18 protein-coding genes are annotated in these 21,585 nt (G+C 66.5%); 14 read left to right on the forward strand and 4 right to left on the reverse strand.

What is annotated here, in order from left to right; all coding sequences use genetic code 11:
- Positions 1 to 4: 4 nt before the first annotated feature.
- Positions 5 to 1,000: a 4-hydroxy-3-methylbut-2-enyl diphosphate reductase gene (ispH, locus tag LDN95_RS08025; RefSeq protein WP_226017144.1), complete on the reverse strand. Its 996-nt coding sequence runs from the start codon at positions 998 to 1,000 to the stop codon at positions 5 to 7.
- Between the two features lie 162 nt (positions 1,001 to 1,162).
- Between ispH and LDN95_RS08030 the strand changes: the two genes are divergently transcribed.
- The 9 genes from LDN95_RS08030 (at position 1,163) to tatC (ending at position 8,728) form a co-directional block, all read left to right on the forward strand.
- Positions 1,163 to 1,837 carry a hypothetical protein gene (locus tag LDN95_RS08030; RefSeq protein ID WP_226017145.1) on the forward strand — a complete coding sequence of 225 codons (675 nt, stop codon included), beginning with the start codon at positions 1,163 to 1,165 and terminating at the stop codon, positions 1,835 to 1,837.
- Between the two features lie 77 nt (positions 1,838 to 1,914).
- Complete coding sequence (gene argS, locus LDN95_RS08035) at positions 1,915 to 3,678, forward strand: arginine--tRNA ligase (protein ID WP_226017146.1); 1,764 nt, start codon at positions 1,915 to 1,917, stop codon at positions 3,676 to 3,678.
- Positions 3,679 to 3,682: 4 nt separating this feature from the next.
- Complete coding sequence (locus tag LDN95_RS08040) at positions 3,683 to 4,480, forward strand: SPOR domain-containing protein (protein WP_226017147.1); 798 nt, start codon at positions 3,683 to 3,685, stop codon at positions 4,478 to 4,480.
- Positions 4,481 to 4,617: 137 nt separating this feature from the next.
- Complete coding sequence (gene nagZ / locus LDN95_RS08045; RefSeq protein ID WP_226017148.1) at positions 4,618 to 5,640, forward strand: beta-N-acetylhexosaminidase; 1,023 nt, start codon at positions 4,618 to 4,620, stop codon at positions 5,638 to 5,640.
- The gene (locus tag LDN95_RS08050) at positions 5,637 to 6,449 is read left to right on the forward strand and encodes a ScpA family protein (RefSeq protein WP_370631667.1); all 813 of its coding nucleotides are present in this window, start codon (positions 5,637 to 5,639) and stop codon (positions 6,447 to 6,449) included. Before nagZ ends, LDN95_RS08050 begins: the two co-directional genes overlap by 4 nt.
- Positions 6,446 to 7,057, forward strand: coding sequence for an SMC-Scp complex subunit ScpB (gene scpB, locus LDN95_RS08055; RefSeq protein WP_226017149.1), 612 nt, complete (start codon positions 6,446 to 6,448; stop codon positions 7,055 to 7,057). The genes LDN95_RS08050 and scpB overlap by 4 nt, the downstream gene beginning before the upstream one ends.
- A gap of 56 nt (positions 7,058 to 7,113) precedes the next feature.
- Positions 7,114 to 7,395, forward strand: a complete 282-nt coding sequence (locus LDN95_RS08060) for a Sec-independent protein translocase subunit TatA (RefSeq protein WP_226017150.1) — start codon at positions 7,114 to 7,116, stop codon at positions 7,393 to 7,395.
- A 26-nt stretch (positions 7,396 to 7,421) separates the two neighbouring features.
- Entirely contained in the window at positions 7,422 to 7,922 is a 501-nt protein-coding gene (gene tatB / locus LDN95_RS08065; protein WP_226017151.1) for a Sec-independent protein translocase protein TatB, read from the forward strand.
- Positions 7,919 to 8,728, forward strand: coding sequence for a twin-arginine translocase subunit TatC (tatC, locus tag LDN95_RS08070; protein ID WP_226017152.1), 810 nt, complete (start codon positions 7,919 to 7,921; stop codon positions 8,726 to 8,728). Before tatB ends, tatC begins: the two co-directional genes overlap by 4 nt.
- 5 nt (positions 8,729 to 8,733) lie before the next feature.
- Here tatC and LDN95_RS08075 read toward each other — a convergent pair whose 3' ends face one another.
- The 3 genes from LDN95_RS08075 to LDN95_RS08085 form a co-directional block, all read right to left on the reverse strand.
- Positions 8,734 to 9,423: a hypothetical protein gene (locus LDN95_RS08075; protein WP_226017153.1), complete on the reverse strand. Its 690-nt coding sequence runs from the start codon at positions 9,421 to 9,423 to the stop codon at positions 8,734 to 8,736.
- A gap of 85 nt (positions 9,424 to 9,508) precedes the next feature.
- The gene (locus LDN95_RS08080; protein ID WP_226017154.1) at positions 9,509 to 11,224 is read right to left on the reverse strand and encodes an amidohydrolase; all 1,716 of its coding nucleotides are present in this window, start codon (positions 11,222 to 11,224) and stop codon (positions 9,509 to 9,511) included.
- Positions 11,221 to 12,144 carry an NAD(P)-dependent oxidoreductase gene (locus LDN95_RS08085; RefSeq protein WP_226017155.1) on the reverse strand — a complete coding sequence of 308 codons (924 nt, stop codon included), beginning with the start codon at positions 12,142 to 12,144 and terminating at the stop codon, positions 11,221 to 11,223. Before LDN95_RS08085 ends, LDN95_RS08080 begins: the two co-directional genes overlap by 4 nt.
- Before the next feature lie 141 nt (positions 12,145 to 12,285).
- On the opposite strand from LDN95_RS08085, the gene LDN95_RS08090 reads away from it, so the two are divergent.
- From LDN95_RS08090 to LDN95_RS08110, 5 genes are all read left to right on the forward strand, one after another.
- On the forward strand, positions 12,286 to 12,678 hold the full coding sequence (locus tag LDN95_RS08090; RefSeq protein WP_226017156.1) for a hypothetical protein: 393 nt from the start codon (positions 12,286 to 12,288) through the stop codon (positions 12,676 to 12,678).
- A gap of 41 nt (positions 12,679 to 12,719) precedes the next feature.
- Positions 12,720 to 14,015, forward strand: a complete 1,296-nt coding sequence (locus LDN95_RS08095; RefSeq protein ID WP_226017157.1) for a threonine ammonia-lyase — start codon at positions 12,720 to 12,722, stop codon at positions 14,013 to 14,015.
- A gap of 244 nt (positions 14,016 to 14,259) precedes the next feature.
- On the forward strand, positions 14,260 to 15,060 hold the full coding sequence (locus tag LDN95_RS08100; protein WP_226017158.1) for an arginyltransferase: 801 nt from the start codon (positions 14,260 to 14,262) through the stop codon (positions 15,058 to 15,060).
- A 51-nt stretch (positions 15,061 to 15,111) separates the two neighbouring features.
- Positions 15,112 to 17,337: an autotransporter assembly complex family protein gene (locus LDN95_RS08105; RefSeq protein ID WP_226017159.1), complete on the forward strand. Its 2,226-nt coding sequence runs from the start codon at positions 15,112 to 15,114 to the stop codon at positions 17,335 to 17,337.
- Positions 17,337 to 21,566, forward strand: a complete 4,230-nt coding sequence (locus tag LDN95_RS08110) for a translocation/assembly module TamB domain-containing protein (protein WP_226017160.1) — start codon at positions 17,337 to 17,339, stop codon at positions 21,564 to 21,566. The genes LDN95_RS08105 and LDN95_RS08110 overlap by 1 nt, the downstream gene beginning before the upstream one ends.
- Positions 21,567 to 21,585: the final 19 nt, after the last annotated feature.

Raw genomic sequence — 21,585 nt, forward strand, 5'->3', positions numbered from 1 at the left:
GCGATCAGTCGGCGAGCTGACGTGGCAGCTTGAACACCATGTTCTCTTCGGCCGTCCGCACGGTTTCCTCGGTCACGGTGCGCCACGCACCCAGCCGTTCGACCACTTCGCGCACCAGCACTTCGGGGGCCGAGGCCCCGGCGGTGAGGCCCATCGTCTCCACGCCTTCCAGCCATGCCGGATCGATATCGGCGGCGCGCTGGATCAGATAGGCGGTGGTTCCCTCGCGCTGGGCAACTTCGGCCAGCCGCAGCGAGTTGGAGCTGTTCGGCGCGCCGATCACCAGCACCAGCTGGCATTGGTGCGAGATCGCCTTGACCGCAGCCTGCCGGTTGGACGTGGCATAGCAGATGTCCTCGGCCTTGGGGCCAGCGATTCCCGGGAAACGGGCGCGCAGCGCGGCCACGATCTCGGCAGTGTCATCAACCGACAGCGTGGTCTGCGTCAGGAAGGCAAGCGGAGTGTCCGAGGGAAAGTCGAGCTTGGCGACATCGTCGAGCGTTTCGACCAGCGAGATCGCGCCATCGGGCACCTGGCCCATCGTGCCGATCACCTCGGGGTGGCCCTTGTGGCCGACGAACAGGATGTGCCTGCCCGCTTCGACCCGGCGTTCGGCCTGACGGTGGACCTTGCTGACCAGCGGGCAGGTGGCGTCGAGCCATTCCAGCCCGCGCGTGGTGGCGGCAACGGGCACGGCCTTGGGCACGCCATGCGCTGAAAACACCACCGGCACGCCGTCGGGCACTTCATCCAGTTCCTCGACAAAGACCGCACCCTTGGCCTTCAGGGAATCGACCACGAATTTGTTGTGCACGATTTCGTGGCGGACATAGACCGGAGCGCCATAGCGTTCGATCGAGCGCTCGACGATCTCGATCGCGCGGTCCACCCCGGCACAGAAGCCGCGCGGAGCGGCGATCAGCAGGCGCAAGGGGGGGCGGTCGCCGTGCGGTTCGGCAACGGTGCGGGCGGAGTCCGGTTCGGGAAAGCTGACGTTCATGATCCGAGCCTTAGCAGCGCGCGACGCTCATCACAAACCCGCGCGCGGCGGATTGCCCATCTTGGCTGTGCCCGGTAGAGGTGAGCGAAATCTATCGCGTTCATGCGTGGCGCGCCACAGTGACCGTTGTTCCAGTGACCGTTGTTCCAAGGAAACCCGTCGATGCGCTTTGCCCCCCGCCGCCTTGCCCTGTTGGCCCCGCTTGCGGCGATCGTGTTGACCGGCGTGCTGACCGGTTGTTCAAAGAATCATGGCGAACTGGTGGTCGATGACAGCGTGGGTGTCACCGCATTGCGCAGCCCTTGCCCGACCGTGGCGGTACCCGAACTGACCGGCGATCTGACCGCGCTGATTCCCGGCCGCACCGACGCCGGGGCCATCGACCTGACCGCCTCGATCACCAACTTGCGCAGCACCTGCAACGATGCCGCCGGCCAGCCCAAGCTGGTCACCGACGTCAGCTTCGACGTGCTGGCGCGCCGCGGCAGCGTCGATCTGCCGCGCCGTCTGGAAATCCCGTTCTTTACCGTGGTGATGCGCGGCGGCACGCAAGTCGTGGCCAAGCGCATCGGCAATGTCGTGATTGATTTCGCGGCAGGACAGGAGCGCGCCACCGGCCACGCCACTGCCACCAGCACGGTCGATCGGGCTGAGGCGACCTTGCCCGACGAAATCCGCCGCCGTCTGGCCAAGAAGCGCCGCGCCGGTGATCCTGACGCGGCGGTCGATCCGCTGGCCCAGCCCGACGTGCGCGCCGCGCTGGCCCGCGCCGGGTTCGAGACACTGGTCGGCTTCCAGCTGACGCAAGGGCAACTCGCCTACAACGCCACGCGTTGAACGAGCGGGAGCGGTTGGAGCGGTTGGGCGGGAAGGGGTATTTCCCTTCCGCCATCAAATCCGCTATCGGCGCGGCCATGACTGATCAACCGACCGTTTCCGCCCTTCCGGCGTTCGCCACCATTGCGCTCGTGATCGACGCGGCGCTCGATGCGCTGGTCGCGCAAGGCACTTTGCCCGCAGGCCTGCCGCGCGCGGCGGTGACCTGCGAGCCGCCGCGCGATCCGGCGCATGGCGACATCGCCACCAACGCGGCGATGGTGCTGGCCAAGCCCGCCGGAACCAATCCGCGCGCGCTCGCCGCGCTGCTCACCGCTGAACTCGGCAAAGATCAGCGCATCGTTTCGGCCGAGATCGCCGGGCCGGGCTTCATCAACTTGCGACTGGCGGACGGCGTGTGGCTTGACGAGTTGCGGCTGATCGCGGCGACGGGGGCCGACTATGGCCGCTCGACGTTGGGGCAGGGCAGCGTCGTCAACGTCGAATATGTCTCGGCCAACCCGACCGGGCCGATGCACATGGGCCACTGCCGCGGCGCGGTGGTGGGCGATGCGCTGGCCACGCTGCTGGCGTTTGCCGGGCACCGGGTGGTCAAGGAATACTATGTCAACGATGCCGGCGCGCAAGTCGACGTGCTCGCCCGCTCGGCGCATGTCCGTTATCGCGAGGCGCTTGGTCACGAGGTGGGCGAGATCCCGGCAGGGCTCTATCCCGGCGACTATCTGATCCCGGTCGGCGAGCAGCTGGCGGCAGAATTCGGCGAGCGTTATGCCGCCGCGCCCGAGGAGGAATGGCTCGTGCTGTTCCGCACCCGCGCGGTCGCCGCGATGCTGGTGATGATCCGCAGCGATCTGGCGCTGCTGGGCATCCATCACGACTTGTTCAGTTCCGAAGCCGAACTGCAAGCCTCGGGCAAGGTGGATGAAGCCGAAGCCTGGCTGCGCGCGCACGATCTGGTCTATGATGGCGTGCTCGAAGCGCCCAAGGGCAAGACGCTTGAGGATTGGGAGGCGGTGGAACTGCCGCTGTTCCGCTCGACCCGCTTCGGCGACGATCAGGACCGGCCGATCCGCAAGTCGAACGGTGCGTGGACCTATTTCGGCGCGGACCTCGCCTATCACTTTCAAAAGGCGCAGAATGCCGACGCGCTGGTCGATATCTGGGGCGCCGACCATGCCGGTACGGTCAAGCGGATCAAGGCCGCCGTCGCCGCGCTAACCGGGGCCGAAGGTCATGCGCCCAAGCCGTTCGAGATCAAGCTGGTGCAGATGGTGCAACTGCTGCGCGATGGCGAACCGGTGAAGATGTCCAAGCGCTCGGGCACGTTCGTGACGCTGGCCGATGTGGTCAGCGAAGTGGGCAAGGACGTGGTGCGCTTCACCATGCTCACCCGCAAGCCCGATGCGCAGATGGACTTCGACTTTGCCAAAGTGGTCGAGGCGAGCAAGGACAACCCGGTATTCTATGTGCAGTATGCCCATGCGCGTATCTGCCGCAACATCGCCAAGGGCGCCGATGAAGGCTTGGCCCCGGCGGCCGAACACCTTGATCTGCTGGGCGAGGAAGAACTGGCGCTGATCAAGCTGGCGGCGCAATTCCCGCGTCAGGTCGAGGCGGCGGCGGCGGCGCGCGAACCGCACCGCATCGCGTTCTTCCTCCATGATCTGGCCTCGGCCTTTCACTCGTTTTACAATCTGGGCAACGATCGCCCCGAAAAGCGGTTCATTGTGGGACAGGATGCGGCGGTTTCCAACGCGCGGCTTTTCCTTGCGTCCCATATCGGGCAAGTTATCCGTAACGGGCTGGCCTTGCTGGGTGTAGAGGCCGCCCAAGAACTGTGAGGCGATGATGAACGGGGGTCAGGACAACCAGTGGAACGCACCGCTTCCACCAGTGGAATCCGACGTAAAAGCAGCCGGACAGTGGGCCGCTGACACCAGCGCGCATGGCTTTGACGGGGCTGCAGGTCACGCCCAGCGCGCGTTCGAAGAAGCACCAGGTCTGGCGCTGGGCGATGAAGAGCGCCTGCCCTGGCTGGAAAGCGCCGAGGATGTCGACGCCGAAGCCGCTGGCCCCGATCACGGGCGTCTGATCGGGCTGGGCGTGCTGTCGCTGGTGCTGCTGGCGGCAATCGTCGGCGGCATCTACTGGCTGACCCATCGCGAACCGTCGCCTGCGGCCAGCGCCGATGGCAGCCTGATTGAGGCCAGCCGCGAGCCCTACAAGGTCGCGCCCAAGGATCCGGGCGGCAAGACGTTCCAGGGCACCGGCGATTCGAGTTTCAAGGTAAGCGAGGGTGAAAAGCCCGTCGCCGCGCTCGCCGGAAGCAGCGCCGGGCCCGTTGCAACACCTGCTCCTGCGGCCAAGCCGTCTTCTGCTGCGGCTCCCGCAGCGCCCGCCGCATCGGGCGGCGTCGGCGTGCAGATCGGCGCGTTTTCCAGCAATGCCGCCGCCGAATCCGCATGGACCAAGCTGTCTGCCGCGCATGAACCGCTCAAGGGCCTGTCGCACCGCGTGGTTGAGGGCAAGGCCGACATGGGCACGGTCTATCGCCTGCAAGCCGTGTCCGCAGACGCGGGCGCTGCCAACAGCTTGTGCAGCGCGCTGCAGGCGGGCGGTCTGAAGTGTCAGGTGAAGCGCTGAACTGATCGGTTCGCGGCAAGCCCGCAGCCTCCCCTGATCGTCGGGAGAGGGACTGCGGGCCACCGGCTTGCCGCTTTTCCCCCACCTTCGCCGCGCTCGCCCTTGCCAAGGCCGAACGTTTTGACGACGTCTGTGCCATGCTTCCTGCGATTTTCGGCCTTTCCGGTCCTGAACTGACGGCTGACGAGCGTGCCTTCTTTGCCGAGGTGCAGCCCGCCGGATACATCCTGTTTGGCCGCAATGTCGAAAGCCGGGCGCAACTGCGCGCCCTTACCGACGACTTGCGCGCGCTGCACGGGCGCGACCGCCTGCTGATCTGCATCGATCAGGAAGGCGGGCGGGTGGCGCGGATGAAGCCGCCTGTCTGGTCGGCCTATCCCGCCGGTGCCGCTTTCGACCGGCTATGGGAAATTGCCCCGGCCAGCGCGATCGAGGCGGCGCGCGCCAATGCCGAAGCGCTGGGCCTCGATCTGGCCGAGGCCGGAATCTCGGTCGATTGCCTGCCCTTGCTCGACGTGCGCCAGCCCGGTGCGCATGACGTGATCGGCGACCGCGCATTGGGCACCGAACCCTTGCGGGTGGCGGCGCTGGGCCGGGCGACGCTCGACGGTCTGGCGCGCGCGGGGGTGGCGGGGGTGGTCAAGCACATTCCCGGCCATGGCCGCGCGCAAGCTGACAGCCACAAGGAACTGCCCGTCGTTACCGCCAGCGCGCAGGAACTGGAAACCGACCTCGCCCCGTTCGTGACGCTTGCCGGGGCTGCCATCGCAATGTCGGCGCACGTGGTCTACACCGCGTGGGATGAGGCCAATCCGGCCACGCAATCGCCATTCGTGATCGACAGCATGATCCGTGGGCGCATCGGCTTTGACGGCCTGCTGCTGAGCGATGACCTTGATATGGAAGCGCTGTCGGGCAGCGTGCCCGACCGTGCGGTGCGCGCGCAGGCGGCGGGGTGCGACGTGGTGCTCAACTGCTGGGCAAAGATGGCCGATATGCAAGGCATCGCCGCGCGTCTCGCCCCGATGAGTGTGCAGACGGCAAACCGCCTCCAAAGGGCGCTTGCGCCGACCCGCGACTTTGCCGAGGCCGTGGACATGGCGCGGCAGGCCGAGCTTTTCGCCAAGCGTGATGCCTTGCTGGCGCTGGCCGCTGCGTGACCGAGACGGCGGCGACCCTCCCGGCCTTGGACGAAAGCTGGGATGGCCTTGCCACCCGGCCCGGCGGGGATGAGGCGCTGTACCTCGAACTCGATGGTTGGGAAGGGCCGCTCGACCTGCTGCTCGATCTGGCACGGCGGCAAAAGGTCGATCTGCTGCAACTGTCGATCCTCGATCTGGTCGATCAATACCTTGTCTATATCAATCGCGCCGAGGCGTTGCGGCTTGAACTTGCAGCGGACTATCTGGTGATGGCGGCGTGGCTGGCCTATCTCAAATCGCTGTTGCTGCTGCCGCGCGATCCCGAAATGCAGCCGAGCCCCGAGGAACTGGCGCTCAAGCTGCAACTGCGGCTGCAACGGCTGGCGGCCATGCGTGAGGCGGCGGGACGACTGATGGCGCGCGACAGGCTGGGCCGCGATGTGTTCGCGCGCGGTGCGCCCGAGGGGCTGCGGGTCGATCGCAAGGCGCTGTGGCAATGCGATCTGTTTGCGCTGATGCAGGCTTATGGCCAGGTCCGCGCGCGCACCCGTCCGGTGGTGCACATGGTGCGCGAACGGCCGGTGGTGACGCTGGAGGCCGCGCTTGCCCGTGTCGCGGCGATGCTGGGCACGGCGATCGAATGGACCGACTTGCGCGCCTTCCTGCCCCGCGCTGCCGAAGGCGAGGTGCCGGTCGATCCGCGCTTGCGGCGTTCGGCGCTGGCCTCGGGCTTTGTCGCGGCGCTGGAACTGGCCAAGCAGGGCCGCGCCGAACTGATGCAGCGCGAGGTGTTCGGGCCGCTGTTGCTGCGCGCGGCGCGAGGATGAGCGGCGCCCCGCCCGATGCGCTGGAGCGCGCGGTGGAGGCCGCGCTGTTTGCCGCTGATGAACCGATGACGGCTGAGGACTTGTCGCGCCACCTGGGCGGGGCGGCGGTGCGCCCGGCCCTGGCGGCGCTGGCGGAGCACTATGCCGGGCGCGGGGTCGAGCTGGTCGAGCGCGGCGGGCGCTGGCTCTTTCAGACCGCGCCCGATCTGGCCCACCTGCTGCGACGCGACCGCGAGGACGTGCGGCGCCTGTCGCGCGCGGCGACCGAGGCGCTGGCGATCGTCGCCTACCACGAACCGGTCAGCCGGGCGGAGATCGAGGCCATTCGCGGCGTGCAGACCGCCAAGGGGACGTTGGACGTGCTGCTTGAGGCGGGCTGGATCCGCGTGGCGGGGCGGCGTGAAGTGCCCGGACGGCCGACGATCTATGCCACGACACCGGCATTCCTCACCCATTTCGGGCTGCAAACGCGGCGCGATCTGCCCGGAATCGATGAACTGCGCGCCGCCGGGCTGCTTGACCCGGTGGATGCCGCCTTTGCCGCGCTGACCGGCGGTAGCGACGAGCCGCCCGATGCAAGCCCACAAAAGGACGACGAATTGTCCTGAGCGGGTCTGGCGAAGTGGATGGAATGCGCCTATCTGGGGCGCGAAGGAGAATTTCGATGGGTGGTCTTTCCCTACCGCACCTGATCATCCTGGCGCTGGTGGTCCTGATCCTGTTCGGCCGTGGCCGGATTTCTGAGATGATGGGTGATTTCGGTAAAGGTATCAAAAGCTTCAAGGAAGGGATGAGCGAGGAAACCAATCGTCCCGTCACGCCGCCTCCGGCCCAGATCGCCCAAGGCACCGCGCCGCAGGCTCCTGCGCAGCAGCAGGCTCCTGCGCAGCAGCAGGCTCCTGTTGCCGCGCCGGTCGAAGGGCAGGGGACACCGGGCAGCCATTGATCTGATTCCCGGTCCCGGCCAGACACATGTTTGACATCGCCCCATCCGAGTTCCTGCTGATCGCCATCGTCGCGATCGTGGTGATCGGCCCCAAGGACTTGCCGCTTGCCTTGCGCACGGCCGGGCGGTGGATCGGTCGTATCCGCCGTGTCTCCAACCATTTCCGCGCAGGGATCGAAACCATGATCCGTGAAGCGGAAATGGAGGAAATGGAGCGCAAGTGGCGCGAACAGAACGCCGCGATCATGGCGGCGAACCCGTCTGCCGATGCGGCGCAGCCCGCACCCCAGCCAATGCCGTTGCCGCACGATGGCGCCCATGCGCATCCGGGGACGCAGCCGATGTTTGATCCGGCGTATGATCCAGCAGCGGGGCAGACGCCCGAACATGCGGCCGACCAGCATCTGGCCACGGCGGCAGCGGCACACGCCCCTGCGATCGACCCTGCCATCGCCGAACATGCGCCGACCGAACCGCTGGCCATAGCGCCGCCCTCGCTCGGTCAGGAACGGGGAGCGGCCTCGTGATTCGCGATATCGACGAATCGCAGGCGCCGCTGATGGATCACCTGCTGGAGCTGCGCACCCGGCTGTTGCGCTGTGTCTATGCGCTCGCGATCACCTCGATCGTCAGCTACTATTTCGTCGATTACATTCTGGCGGTGCTGGTCCACCCGCTGACGCTGGCGTTCCCCGCCGGGCACGGCAAGCTGATCTACACCAAGCTCTATTCGGCGTTCTTCGTGAACCTGAAAGTGGCCATGTTCGCAGGCTTCCTGTGCAGCTTTCCGGTGCTGGCCAACCAGTTGTGGGCGTTTGTCGCACCGGGGCTTTATGCGCGCGAGAAGAAGGCGTTTCTGCCCTTCCTCATCGCCACGCCGATCCTGTTCACGATGGGCGCGAGCCTTGCCTACTTCGTCGTCATGCCGACCGCCTTCAAGTGGTTCATCGGATTTGAAGGCGACAAGGGCGGGCTGAAGCTGGAAGCCCTGCCGGGGATCGAGGAATACCTCAATCTGGTGATGCAGTTCATTCTGGCGTTTGGAGTGAGCTTCCTGCTGCCGGTGCTGCTGATGCTGCTCAATCGCGCGGGGATCGTCCAGCGCGCGCAGCTTGTCGCCGCCCGCCGCTATGTCATCGTCGGGATTGTCGCGCTGGCCGCGGTGATCACCCCGCCCGATGTCGTGTCGCAACTGATGCTGGCGATCCCGCTGTATATCCTGTTCGAAGGCACGCTGGTGGTCATGCGCATTGTCGAGAACAAGGACGCCGAGGAAAAGGCGAAGGCCGAAGCGGAAGCAGCGGCAACAGCGGCAACCGACCTGACTGTCTGAACACCTCAGGCTGCGGCGCTGGCGGGCGCTTGGGGGTTGGACCGCTCGGGTTGTTCGAGGCCGTTCCCGATCATCAGGTTCAGGTTGCGGGCAACATCCTGGGCGGTGAAGCCTACGGCGTGGCCCGCGTTTGTTTCGACCGCAAGCGCGGCGACGATCCGCGCCTTCAGGTCACCGGCATCGGCATGAACCCATTCGGTCGGCTCTTGCTGCAGGGCAATGGCAAGCGGTTTGGCTGGCTCTCCGGATTTGGTCGCCATCGCGATAAGACGCTTGGCCTCCTCGATCACTTTGGGGTCGTAGTCGGCATAACTGGCGATGCCGCGCAGATCGTGGCCGTAAAGCTGGTCATGGCTTTGCACCACGAAGTCGGCGTTCATCGCATTGAACTCTTGCGGCGTTCCATCCGGCAGGCGGCTGATCGCGTGTTCGAACACCTCGGGGTGCGCAGTGTCGTGCATGAACAGCTTTACGGAGACGTTGCCGCCGCCGATGCCGACGATCACGCCTTCACCACGCGCCCAGCCTACCTCGCTCTCCTGATTGCGTAAGGTCTGCCGGTCCTGTTCGTCCAACTGGCGCGCTGATTCTTCGGCCGAAGCCGGGTCCGAACCGCCGCGCGAACGCGTTTCGGACAGGTGCTGGGCATACGTCGCCCGGTCCTGATACGCCGTGTATCTGCCGATCGTGGTCATCGCCGGTGCTCCAACGGTATTGCGGACAATACCTTGAAACGGCAAACGGCGCGTCGGTTTCAGCCGCGATAGACCCTATTGGCGGTTAATGCTTTGCCGGTTCCGGCGGTGGTGCGCCGCCTTCGGGATGGTCCGCATCCCACACCCGGCCGCCGCCGACCCAGGTTTGCAGCACGCGGGTCTTGCGGATCTGCTCGGGCGTGGCGGTCATCGGGTCGGTATCGACCAGTACGAAGTCGGCACGATAGCCCGGCGCGATCCGGCCAAAGCGCTTTTCGGCAAACCCGGCATAGGCGGCACCGGTGGTGTAGGCGGTCAAAGCGGTCAGGCGATCGACCTTTTCCTGCGGTTGCCAGCCACCTTCGGGTGCGCCGCTGGCGTCCTGCCGGGTGATCGCGGCGGCAAAGCCCGTCCAAGGGTCGGGCAGTTCGACCGGGGTATCCGAGCCGAACGCCAGTGTCGCCCCCGCCGCCTTGAGCGAGGCCCAGGCATAAGCGCCCTTCAGCCGGTCAGGCCCCAGCCGGGCTTCGGCCATGGTGCGGTCGGAAGTCTGGTGCACCGGCTGCATCGAGGCGATGATGCCGCCATTGGCCGCGATGTGCGTGACCACCGGCCAGTCGGCGGGGTCGATGATCTGGGCATGCTCCACCCGCCAGCGACGGTCACCATGATAGGTCTGCGTCAGGTCGTCGATGGTATGCAGCAGCGTGGCATTGGCCGAATCGCCGATGGCGTGGACCGCCACCTGAAAGTCGTCCATCGCCGCGCGGCTCATCAGGTTGCCAAGCTGGGTCTCGCTGTAGAGCGACAGGCCGGTGCTCCCCGGCTTGTCGGCGTAGGGCTGCTTGAGCCGCGCTCCGCGTGAACCCAGCGCGCCGTCCAGGACCAGTTTCATCCCGTTCAGCCGCAGCCGGTCGGAATAGAGCCATGGCGAAGGGGCAGGGCCGCCGATCAGCAGCAGGTTGTCGAGCCCGAGCGCGTAGCTCATGATCCGTACATAGAGCTTGTTGGCATCGCCCGCGCGGCGGAATGCCTGCCAGTCCTTGATCTCGGAGCCCATGTCGGCAACGGCAGTGACGCCGCGCCGGAACAGTTCGCGCTGCGCGGTTTGCAGGGCAAAGTCATAGTCGCGCGGGGTCGGCGGCGGGATCGCCGGGGTCATCAGGTCTTGCGCATTGTCGACCAGTACGCCCGCCGGAGTTCCGTCGGACAGGCGCTCGATCCGCCCGCCTGCGGGATCGGGCTTTGCAGCGGTCAATCCGGCAGCTTTCAGTGCGACGGTGTTGGCCCAACCGGCGTGGAAATCGGCGCGGTTGAGCCAGACCGGGCGTCCCGGTACCGCCTTGTCGAGATCGGCGGCGGTGGGAAAACGGCCAAGACCCCAACGCTCCTGATTCCAGCCGCTGCCCAGAATCCACGGCCGGTCGGGGTGTTCGGCGGCAAAGTTGCGGATCTTTTCAAGCGCATCGGCAAGCGAGGTGGTGTTCGACAGGTCGAGCGACAGTGCGGCAAAGCCGGTCTGCAGGACATGGCCATGGCCATCGATCAGGCCGGGCAGCAGCACTTTGCCCTGCGCGTCAAGCCGGTACTGGTAGTCCTTGCGGCGGGGGGCCTTGTCGCCCTTGTGATAGACCGCCTTGATCGTGCCGCCATCGTCGAACAGCAGCGCGGTGAAGGTTTCCAGCTTGCCGTCGGCGCCGATGGTTTCGCCGCGCACGTTGTCGATCAGCGTGTCGGCCAGCGCTGGCAGCGGCGCCGCGGCGAGCAAGGCGGCGACGAGCGTGCGCAACGCCTGCTTCATGCGGCGCTGCCCTTGCGCGGCAGGCGGCGGATCAATGCGCTGGTATCCTCGCGCCCGCCGCCCAATGCCTGCACATCGGCATAGAACTGGTCGATCAGCGCGGTGGTGGGCACCGCAGCGCCCAGACTGCGCGCTTCGTCGATGGCAAGGCCCAGATCCTTGCGCATCCAGTCGACGGCAAAGCCGAAGTCGAATTCGTCCTTGGCCATCGTGTGCCAGCGGTTGTCCATCTGCCAGCTTTGCGCCGCGCCGCCGCTGATCGCCTCGAACACCCGGTCAAGGTCGAGATGGGCGGCCTGCGCGAAGCGCACCGCTTCGGACAGGCCGGCCAGCGCGCCTGCGATGCACATCTGGTTGGCCATCTTGGCGGTCTGGCCAGCGCCCGACTTGCCGACATGGACGACCCGCTTGGCATAAGCGGCGAGGATTGGCCGGGCGGTTTCGACCGCCTTCTCGCTGCCGCCACACATGATCGACAGCGTGCCCGCTTCCGCGCCCGACTGGCCGCCGGTGACCGGGGCATCGACGCAGAGCAGTTCCTTGTCGCGCCCTTCGACCGCGATCTGGCGGGCAATTCGCGCCGAAACGGTTGTATGATCGATGAACACCGCGCCGGGGCGCAACGTTGCAAAAGCGCCGGTGGGGCTGAGCACCACGTCGGCCAGATCGTCGTCGTTGCCCACGCAAGTGATGACCGCGTCGGCCCCCTCGGCCGCTTCGGCGGGAGAGCTTGCAACGCGGATGGCAAGGCCGGGATTGGCCGCCTGCCATGCCTCGGCGCGCGCAGCGGTGCGGTTGTAGATGGTCAGCCGGTGCCCGGCCTTGCCCAGATGGCGGGCCATCGCCCCTCCCATCACGCCAAGGCCAAGGAACGAGACGGAAAGCGGGGCGGTGGCCGCTGCGGGCGTGGTGTCGGTCATGGATCGGTGTTTAGCCGCTTTGCCGGGCGATGCCAGTCCCGTTTGCGCAGGAGCAGATGCGCTTGCCCGGTGGCGAGATTGCTCGGAATTCATGGCGATCGTCATTGCCTTGCTGCACTGCAACGCGATAGCAGATCGATCATGAAAACGCGCCTGATACGCTTCGGCTTTCTGCCTCGCCTGATTGTCCTGCCGCTGTTCTGGGTGGTCCTGGCGATGGTCGTGATGATGGCGCTGTCGCCCCATCCCCCCCGTTTCCCGCTCGACCGCTATGGCGACAAAGTGGAACATATGTCGGCCTTCTTCGCGCTGGCGGTACTGGCCGCTGCGGCATGGCCGCGCGCGCCACTGTGGCAATTGCTGGTTGCGCTGTCGCTGGTGGGAGCTTTGATCGAGGTGATTCAGGCCATTCCCGCCTTGCACCGCACTTGCGATGTTCGCGATTGGGTGGCCGATATGGTCGCGCTCGTTTTGGCGCTGGGGACCATGGCGTTGTGGCAGAACGTCCGCGGTACGGCACGGATGGACACCTGAACCCGGTTTCCATTCACCCGGCTTTGCACTAGGGGCAGGGCATGTCGAACCAAGCGCCTGTGCAGCACACCCGTGAGCCTCGGACTCATGCCATCGCCCCCACGTCGGCCAGCGCCGATGCCCGTGCGCGGTTGAGCATTGACGATGTGCGCGCGGCGGCAGAGCGGATTGCCGGGCATGTCGTGCGCACGACCACCGATCACAGCCGTACGTTGAGCGCGATGGCCGGGGCCGACATCTGGCTGAAGTTCGAAAACTTGCAGTTCACCGCGGCTTACAAGGAGCGCGGCGCGCTCAACGCCTTGCTGCAATTGACCGAGGAACAGCGCGCGCGTGGCGTGATCGCGGCGTCGGCGGGCAACCATGCGCAAGGGCTGTCGTATCATGGCACAAGGCTGGGTTGCCCGGTCACCATCGTGATGCCGCGCACCACCCCGATGGTGAAAGTGCAGCAGACTGAACAGGTTGGCGGCAATGTCGTGCTCGAAGGCGAAAGCTTTGACGAAGCCTACGCCTATGCCCGTGCGATGGAGCGGCAACTGGGGCTGACGTTCGTCCATCCCTTCGATGATCCCAAGGTCGCCGCGGGGCAGGGCACCGTCGCGCTGGAGATGCTGGCCGACGTGCCGCAGATCGATACCTTGGTGGTGCCGATCGGCGGGGGCGGGCTGCTCAGCGGCATGGCCACGGTCGCGCGCGCGCTCAACCCCGCGATCCGCATCATCGGCGTGCAGGCCAAGCTGTTCCCCTCGATGTACGACAAGCTGAAGCACGAAACGCTGCCGTGCGGGGGTGACACGCTGGCCGAAGGCATCGCGGTGACCGAGCCCGGTACATTCACTTCGGCGGTGCTGGCCGATCTGCTCGATGACGTGCTGCTGGTCGACGAACCCGATCTGGAACACGCGGTCGCCCGCCTGTTGCAGATCGAAAAGACCGTCGTCGAAGGCGCAGGCGCGGCCGGGCTGGCGGCAGTTCTGGCCAATCCAGCCATGTTCGTCGGGGCCAAGGTCGGCATCGTGCTGACCGGAGGCAACATCGATACGCGCCTGCTGGCCAACGTCTTGCTGCGCGATCTGGCGCGGTCGGGCCGACTCGGACGCTTGCGCATCGTGCTGCAGGACCGTCCCGGCGCGCTGTTCAAGGTGGTCGAGGAGTTCAACCGTCATCAGGTGAACATCCTTGAAGTGTGGCACCAGCGCATCTTCACCTCGTTGCCGGCCAAGGGGCTGACCGCCGAGATCGAGTGCGAGGCACGCGATCGCGGGCAGATCGACCTGCTGGTCGATGCGTTGCGGGCAAAGGGCTATCAGATCGAACAGGTCGAACTGGGTTAGGCAGCGTAACGCTTGCCTTGCTGGTTCCGGGTCGGATAACGTTGCGACGCAACCTGGGGATTGGAGACGCGCAAGGTGTCCGTGAACGGGACAGAACCGAACCGAACCGGACAAGATCCTGTCAATTCTTGCGCGTTAATGATCAATCATGGTTAAGCCTCTTTTACGAAACGTATTGCTGAGGCATGGTCTGTTTCGACGCTCCGCCGGGTCGGCTGGCGGGCTCAAGGAACATGCCAAGGTCGTGACTGCGCCCGTTCGTTTCCCCCGCTTCTTCGTCACCAGCCCGATGCCGTGCCCCTATCTGGCCGGTCGGACCGAACGGAAGGTCTTTACCGAGCTGAAAGGCCCCAATGCCGACGATCTGAACGACGCGCTTGGCCGAATCGGCTTTCGGCGCAGCCAGACGGTGGCTTATCGTCCCAGTTGCATCGAATGTTCGGCCTGCGTTTCGGTTCGCGTCGTCGCGGGCGAGTTCGTGGCCTCGGCCTCGCAACGCAAGACCGCACGGCAGAATGCCGATCTGGTCGCCACCGTGTGCAAACCGTGGTCGACCCCGGAACAATATGAGCTGTTGCAGCGTTATCTTTCGGTTCGTCATCCGGGCGGTGGCATGGCAGCGATGGACGAGATGGATTTTGCGGATATGGTGGAGCACACACCGGTTCGCAGTCATGTCATCGAGTACCGGGAACCTTCTGTCGATGGCAGGCCAGGCCGGTTGGTGGGCGCTTGCCTGACCGACCAGCAGGGTGACGGGCTGTCGATGATCTACAGTTTCTATGATCCCCATCACGAAGCGCGGACCGGGCTTGGCACCTACATCATCCTCGATCACATCGCCCGGGCCCAAAGCGAAGGCCTTCCGTTCGTGTACCTGGGATACTGGGTCGAAGGGTCGGCACGGATGCAATACAAGGTCCGGTTCCGGCCGATGGAAAAGCTGGGCCGCGATGGCTGGGTCCGCTTTGACCCCGCTGAACAGTCCGTGGCCATCGATCGTGCCGTCGCCAGCCACCGCCCCGTCGACGTGGTTGGCGGGTGAAGGATCTGGTCGAACCGACGGATCGCCGCCGCGCCTGACCGGCGCTGCCCGATGCGTGCAGGCGCCGGATGGGCGTTGGCCATGGTGGCGCTGTTGCCGGGGCAGGCGCTGCTGTCGGAACGGGCCCTCGCGCAGGCGCAGCAGACCGATCAGGAACTCAAGGCGCTCATCCCCGATGCCGCGCTGGCCGACCCGGCCGCGTGGGCACGCGACACGCCCGCCGCGCATGAGAGCGAGCCCGACATCGCCGGGCTGACCGACTTTGCGGCAGACCTTCCGCCGCTGCCCGACCTGCCGCAGATCTCGATCCTCTGGCCCGATTCGGCCGATCTGGCGCCGGTCGAGCCGCTCTCCCCCGATCCCGATATCGGTGCGGCCGAAGATGCGGTGAAACAGGCCAATTCCGCGCTGAATCAGGCTGTCCCGCCAACCGGCCGGGACGGTGCCCAGATCGCCAATGCGGTGGTCGAACATGTCGGCGCGCAAGTTCTGCTGGCGTTCCCGCCCGATGCCACTTTGCCCGAGCGCGAGGCAATCGTGGCGCGCTTTGCCGGACTGTCCTCGCTCAAGGCACTGGACAAGGCGGATGACAGCCTTGCCCAGCTTTCGCGGCGCGCGCGCGAGGATAACGATCTGATCCAGCAGGTGCTGCGGCTTTACGGCTATTACGACAGCGAAGTGGTACAGTCGTTGGTCGGGCTGGGCGATCAGATCGGGCAGGCCAAGGCAACCGACGCAAACGCCAAGTCGTCTGATGGCGAAAAGGTCGTCGTTCGTTTCGATATCCAGCCCGGACCGCGCTACCAGTTGGCGTCGATCGCGCTGGGCGACATCGCGCAATCGGGTGACGCTGCCGCCCTGCGCACCAGCTTCGCGCTTGCCGTGGGTGATCCGATCAATTCCGACCGGATCGTGGAAGAGCGCGGCCATCTGGTCGAAGCGTTGGGCCATCGCGGTTTTGCCTTTGCCAAAGTGGGCGAACCGGCGCTGCAGATCGACCACGACCAGCGCAATGGCGCGCTCTCGCTGCCGGTGACCACTGGGGGGACGTATCGGTTCGGCGCGGTCACCAGCCTGTTGCCCGCTTATCTCAATTCGCGCCACTTGCAGCGGATCGCGCGGTTCCGCCCCGGCCAGATGTACGACAAGCTGCTGCTCGACGATTTCCGCAAGGCGGTGCTGGCTACCGGGCTGGTCTCGTCGGTCAATGTCACCACGCGCCCGGTGGCGGAACCTGTCGCCGGGCAACCCGGCACGGTGGCGGTCGATGTGGCGCTGACCAAGGCGCCGCGCCGCACGATTGCCGGGCTGATCGGCTTTTCCAGCGGCGAGGGTGTCCGGTTGGAAGCAAGCTGGGAAAACCGCAACTTCTTCCCGCCCGGAGGCGCGCTCAAGGTTCGGGGCGTTGCCGGATCGCGCGAGCAGTTGGCCGGGGTCACCTTCCGCCGCAGCAATTTCCTCGCCCGCGATCAGGTGCTTACCGCCGATTTCTATGCCCAGACCAAGCGCACCGATGCCTACGATGCGCGCACCGTCTCGTTTCTGGCGGGGATCGAGAAGCAGACGACGCTGATCTTCCAGAAGCCGTGGGTCTATTCGGGCGGGGTCGAGATACTGGCGACCAGCGAACTTGCGGCCACCGCAGCGCCGGGCAGCCCGCGCACGACGTATTTCATCGGAGCGCTGCCGCTGCGCATGGGCTATGACGGCAGCAACGATCTGCTCGATCCCGAACGCGGATTCCGCGTGGCCCTGCGCGTTTCGCCCGAAGTATCGGTGCAATCGGGCACCAAATCGACTTATGCCAAAGTGCAGTTCGATGCGAGCGGGTATCTGCCCGCAGGCAAGCGGCTGGTGCTGGCCGCGCGCACCCGGCTTGGCACGATTCAAGGCACCGCGCTCGACAACATCGCGCCTTCGCGCCGGTTCTATGCCGGTGGCGGGGCATCGGTGCGCGGCTTCGGCTATCAGGCGGTGGGCCCCAAGGACGTGAACGGCGATCCGATCGGTGGGCGCTCGCTGAGTGAATTCTCGCTCGAAGCGCGCGTTCAGACCGGATTGATGGGCGGCGCGGTCAGCATCGTGCCCTTCGTCGATGCCGGGACCGTCGGCACCAGCAGCGCGCCGACGCTGTCGGGCCTGCGCATCGGCGCCGGGGTGGGCTTGCGCTACAAGACCACGTTCGGCCCGATCCGCTTTGACCTTGGCACGCCACTCAACCGGCGGCAGGGTGACAGCCGCATCGGTGTCTACATCTCGCTTGGACAGGCGTTCTGATGGCGGACGATACGACCCGAGCCGATCCCGCCGCGCCGTCGACGCCTCGGCCGCCCCATCGTGGCAGTTGGCGGCGCTTTTTCGTCCAATTGCTGTTGTTGGCGCTGGTGGTGGCGGGATTGGGCGCGGTCGTGCTCGATTCGCCGCTGGGGCACCGGGTGGTGGCCGATCAGATCGCCACGATCCGCCCCAGCAACGGGCTGACCATCCGCATCGGACGGATCGAAGGGTCGCTGTTCGGCAAGGCCGAAGTGTCCGAGCTTGTCCTTGGCGATCCCAAAGGCCGCTTCCTGACGGTGCCCGAGGCGACGCTCGACTGGCGTCCGCTGACGTGGGTGCGCGGCGGTGGGCTGGATATCCGCCTGCTCGAACTGCGCCGCGCCACTCTGCTGCGCCTGCCCGCGCTGCGGCCCGGTGACCCCAACCAGCCGATCCTCCCCGACTTCGATATCCGGATCGATCGGTTTGCGGCCCGCGGCCTGACGCTGGCGCCCGGTGTGATCGGCGAGCGCCGCAGGCTTGATTTTACCGGACGGGCGGACATTCGCGGTGGCCGGGCCATCGTCAGCCTTGATGGCCGGGTCGGTGGCAAGGATCGGCTGATGGCGCGGCTGGACAGCGAACCCGACCGTGACAAGTTCGACCTTGCGCTTGACTATCAGGCACCGCGCGACGGTCTGCTGGCGGCGATCACCGGTGTGCGGCACGATGTTACCGCGCGGGTGTCGGGCAAGGGGCGCTTTGCCGATTGGCGCGGCACCGCTGCAGCGACCAGCGACGCACACGCCATCGCCGATCTGCGCATCGATCATCATGGCGGGCGGTTCACCATCGATGGCACGCTGCGTCCGGAACCAGTGGCGCCTGCTGCCCTGGCACGCGCACTGGGGCCGCAACTGGCGGTGCGCTATGACGGTCTGTTTCAGGCTGGCACGCTCGACGGCGCGTTCGCCCTGCATGGCTCGACCTTCCGCGCCGATGCCAAGGGGCAGGTCGATCTGACGAAGAATGCCGCGCACGGGCTTGCCATCGAAGCGCAAGTGCCGCGCGGCGATCCGTTTGTCAGCGCGCCCGACCTGCAGCAGGCCCGCATCAGCGCGCGGCTGGACGGACCCTTCACCGATCTTGCCATCGCGCACGTGGTCACGCTCGACCGGTTCCGCACCGACGGGTTCGCGGCGCAAGGCTTGCGCACGGCGGGCACCGCCCACTGGGACGGCAAAGTGCTGCGCCTGCCGCTGGCGCTCAGCGCCGCGCAGGCCCGCACCGGCAAGGCCGAACTGGACCAGCGCCTTGTCGGTGCGCGGATCACCGGCGATCTGGCGCTGTCGGCCAAGGCGATCAATTCGGACAATCTGGTCGTCACGTTGAAGAATGCCGACGCGCGGCTGGTGCTGCGCGGCGATATCGCAAACGGCGCTTACGCGCTGGCGGGCAAGGCGCGCGCGCAGCGCATCCCGGTGCCCAGCGTGGGCGAAGTCGATGCGCTGGCTGGCGTGTTGTTCAAGGTGGGCAAGGCGGTGCCGTGGGCGCTTCAGGCCAATGTCTCGGCCGCGTTGCCGCACCCGACCAACGCCACGATCGCCAACCTTGCGGGTGGTTGGCTCAAGGCCAGGGCCGGGCTGGTGATCGGCCAGAAATTGCCTTTGCAGATCAAGCGCGGGGTGCTCAACGGACCGAAGTTCGACATGGCGTTCGATGCGCGGATGAACGCTCAGGGTACGTCGACCCTTACCGGCAAGGGGCGTCAGTCCGACTATGGACCGTTCAGCGTCGAAGGAACGATTGCGTCCGATGGCCCGCACGCGGCGCTGGTCTTTGCCGATCCGCTGCCCGCGGCGGGGGTGCGTGACCTGAAAGTGACGTTGGAGCCCGAGGGCGATGGCTTCGTCATCACTGCCAAGGGCGATTCGCGGTTGGGGCCGCTCGACGGGTTGCTCGGTCTGGTGATCCCCAAGGATGGCCCGACGCGGATCGACGTGCGCCGTTTCGCCGTGTTCCAGACCGAAACCACCGGCGCGCTGGTGCTGGGCGAGGGCGGGGCCAGCGGCAAGCTGACCGTCGCGGGGGGCGGGCTGAATGGCGATGTCACGCTTGCTCCGCGCGATGGCGGGCAGAGCGTGCTGGCCAACATCGACGCGCACAATGCGAAGTTCGGCGGGGACAATCCCATCGCCATCGGGCAGGCCAAGGTCACCGTCGATGCCCAGTTCGGCAACGGCAATTCGACCATTCAGGCGGGGGTTCAGGCGCAGGGCCTGTCATTGGGACGGCTGTTCATCGGACGACTGCGCGCCGATGCCACGATCGTCAATGGCAGCGGTTCGGTCACTGCCTCGCTCGCCGGGCGGCGCGGCACCCGCTTTGCCTTGCAGGGTACAGCGGCGTTCCAGCCCGACAAGATCGTGGCCTTTGTCGCGGGCGATTATGCCGGACAAGGCATTTCGATGCCCCGCCGCATGGTGCTTGAGCGCGACGGGACGGGCGATGGCGCGGGGGGCAAAGGCGCTGCGGCGGACCTTGGCTGGAAGCTGAACCCCACGCAGATCAACTTCGGCAGCGGTGCCGTGATCGCGTCGGGCCACGTGCTGGGCGGGCCGACGCAAGTGGACCTGCAAGTGTCGCGCATGCCGCTGTCGGTGGTCGATATCGTGCTGCCCGATCTTGGGCTGGGGGGACTGGCTTCGGGCCTGATCAGCTATCGCAACGACAATACGGGCGCGCCATCGGGTCGCGCTGCGCTGCAGGTGAAAGGGCTGACCCGTTCGGGGCTGGTGCTCAGTTCGCGTCCGCTCGACATCTCGCTGGTTGCCGCGCTCGATGCAACAAGGCTGCAGGCGCGCGCCGTGGCCCGCGAAGGCAGCGCCACGCGCGGCCGCTTGCAGATGATCGTGTCCGACCTGCCGCGCGGCGGCAACGTGTTGAGCCGGTTGCGCGGCGGCCAGTTGCGCGCGCAACTGCGCTATGGCGGACCGGCCGATGCGCTGTGGCGGCTGTCCGGGGTCGAAGTGTTCGACCTGACCGGGCCATTGGGTGCCGCCGCCGACATTACCGGAACCATCGACAATCCGGTCATTTCAGGCGCGCTCGCCACGAAGGCGCTGCGGGTGCAAAGCTCGCTTACCGGATCGGATATCCGCGATATCGAGGCGGTCGGCAGCTTTCACGATTCGCGTCTGGCGCTGCAACGCTTTGCCGGAACCACGCCCGGCGGCGGCAAAGTCAGCGGCAGTGGCACCATCGATCTGTCGGACATTGCCACCAACGGTGTCGCGCTCGATCTGCGACTGGCCGCAACCCACGCGCAACTGATCAACCGGCCAGAGATGGCCGCGACCGTGACCGGCCCGTTGCGCGTGGTGTCGACCGGCATTGGCGGCACGATTGCCGGGCGGGTCCACATCGACGGCGCGCGCTGGACGCTGGGCCGGGCGGGTGCGGCGCTCGACCTGCCGACCATCGCCACGACCGAGATCAATGGTCGTGCCGACATTGCCCCGCCGCGCGCGCGCAACACGCCTTGGCGGTTCCTGATCGATGCGGCGGGCGCCAACCGCATCGACGTGCGCGGGCTTGGACTCGACAGCGAATGGGGCGCCGACGTGCGATTGCGCGGCGACACCGCCAACCCGCAGATCTTCGGGCAGGCCACCGTGGTGCGCGGCGGGTATGAGTTTGCGGGCAAGCGCTTCGAACTGACGCGCGGGCGCATCCGCTTTACCGGCGAAGTGCCGATCGATCCGCAAGTGGACATCGGCGCCACCGGCGATGCCAACGGCTACACCGCCACGATCAGCATTCTGGGATCGGCGCAAAAGCCCGCAATCACCTTCTCCTCGGTGCCCGCTCTGCCCGAGGAAGAAGTGCTCAGCCGCATGCTGTTCGGCAGTTCGATCACGCAGATTTCCGCGCCCGAAGCGGTGCAACTGGCCGCCGCGCTGGCAAGCTTGCGCGGGGGCGGGGGGCTCGATCCGATCAACAAGCTGCGCAATGCCATCGGGCTAGACCGGCTGCGCATCGTCAGCCCCGACGCCACCACCGGACAGGGCACCGCGATCGCCGTGGGCAAGTATCTGGGCCGCCGTATCTTCGTCGAACTCGTCACCGACGGACGCGGATACAGCGCCACCTCGGTCGAATTCCGCATCACCCGCTGGCTGGCCCTGCTCGGCACGCTGTCAACGATCGGCGACGAACAGATCAACCTGAAAGCGAGCAAGGATTACTGAGCGGCGGCCCGGTTCTCTT

Origin of the sequence: Novosphingobium sp. FKTRR1 (genome assembly GCF_020404405.1) — a bacterium.
Classification (GTDB): Bacteria; Pseudomonadota; Alphaproteobacteria; order Sphingomonadales; family Sphingomonadaceae; genus Novosphingobium.

Bases quoted from the DNA above. Each gene is read 5' to 3' on its own strand.
- ispH (WP_226017144.1), bottom strand. From the start codon at position 1,000: ATGAACGTCAGCTTTCCCGAACCGGACTCCGCCCGCACCGTTGCCGAA.
- LDN95_RS08030 (WP_226017145.1), top strand. From the start codon at position 1,163: ATGCGCTTTGCCCCCCGCCGCCTTGCCCTGTTGGCCCCGCTTGCGGCG.
- argS (WP_226017146.1), top strand. From the start codon at position 1,915: ATGACTGATCAACCGACCGTTTCCGCCCTTCCGGCGTTCGCCACCATT.
- LDN95_RS08040 (WP_226017147.1), top strand. From the start codon at position 3,683: ATGATGAACGGGGGTCAGGACAACCAGTGGAACGCACCGCTTCCACCA.
- nagZ (WP_226017148.1), top strand. From the start codon at position 4,618: ATGCTTCCTGCGATTTTCGGCCTTTCCGGTCCTGAACTGACGGCTGAC.
- scpB (WP_226017149.1), top strand. From the start codon at position 6,446: ATGAGCGGCGCCCCGCCCGATGCGCTGGAGCGCGCGGTGGAGGCCGCG.
- LDN95_RS08060 (WP_226017150.1), top strand. From the start codon at position 7,114: ATGGGTGGTCTTTCCCTACCGCACCTGATCATCCTGGCGCTGGTGGTC.
- tatB (WP_226017151.1), top strand. From the start codon at position 7,422: ATGTTTGACATCGCCCCATCCGAGTTCCTGCTGATCGCCATCGTCGCG.
- LDN95_RS08075 (WP_226017153.1), bottom strand. From the start codon at position 9,423: ATGACCACGATCGGCAGATACACGGCGTATCAGGACCGGGCGACGTAT.
- LDN95_RS08080 (WP_226017154.1), bottom strand. From the start codon at position 11,224: ATGAAGCAGGCGTTGCGCACGCTCGTCGCCGCCTTGCTCGCCGCGGCG.
- LDN95_RS08085 (WP_226017155.1), bottom strand. From the start codon at position 12,144: ATGACCGACACCACGCCCGCAGCGGCCACCGCCCCGCTTTCCGTCTCG.
- LDN95_RS08090 (WP_226017156.1), top strand. From the start codon at position 12,286: ATGAAAACGCGCCTGATACGCTTCGGCTTTCTGCCTCGCCTGATTGTC.
- LDN95_RS08095 (WP_226017157.1), top strand. From the start codon at position 12,720: ATGTCGAACCAAGCGCCTGTGCAGCACACCCGTGAGCCTCGGACTCAT.
- LDN95_RS08105 (WP_226017159.1), top strand. From the start codon at position 15,112: ATGCGTGCAGGCGCCGGATGGGCGTTGGCCATGGTGGCGCTGTTGCCG.
- LDN95_RS08110 (WP_226017160.1), top strand. From the start codon at position 17,337: ATGGCGGACGATACGACCCGAGCCGATCCCGCCGCGCCGTCGACGCCT.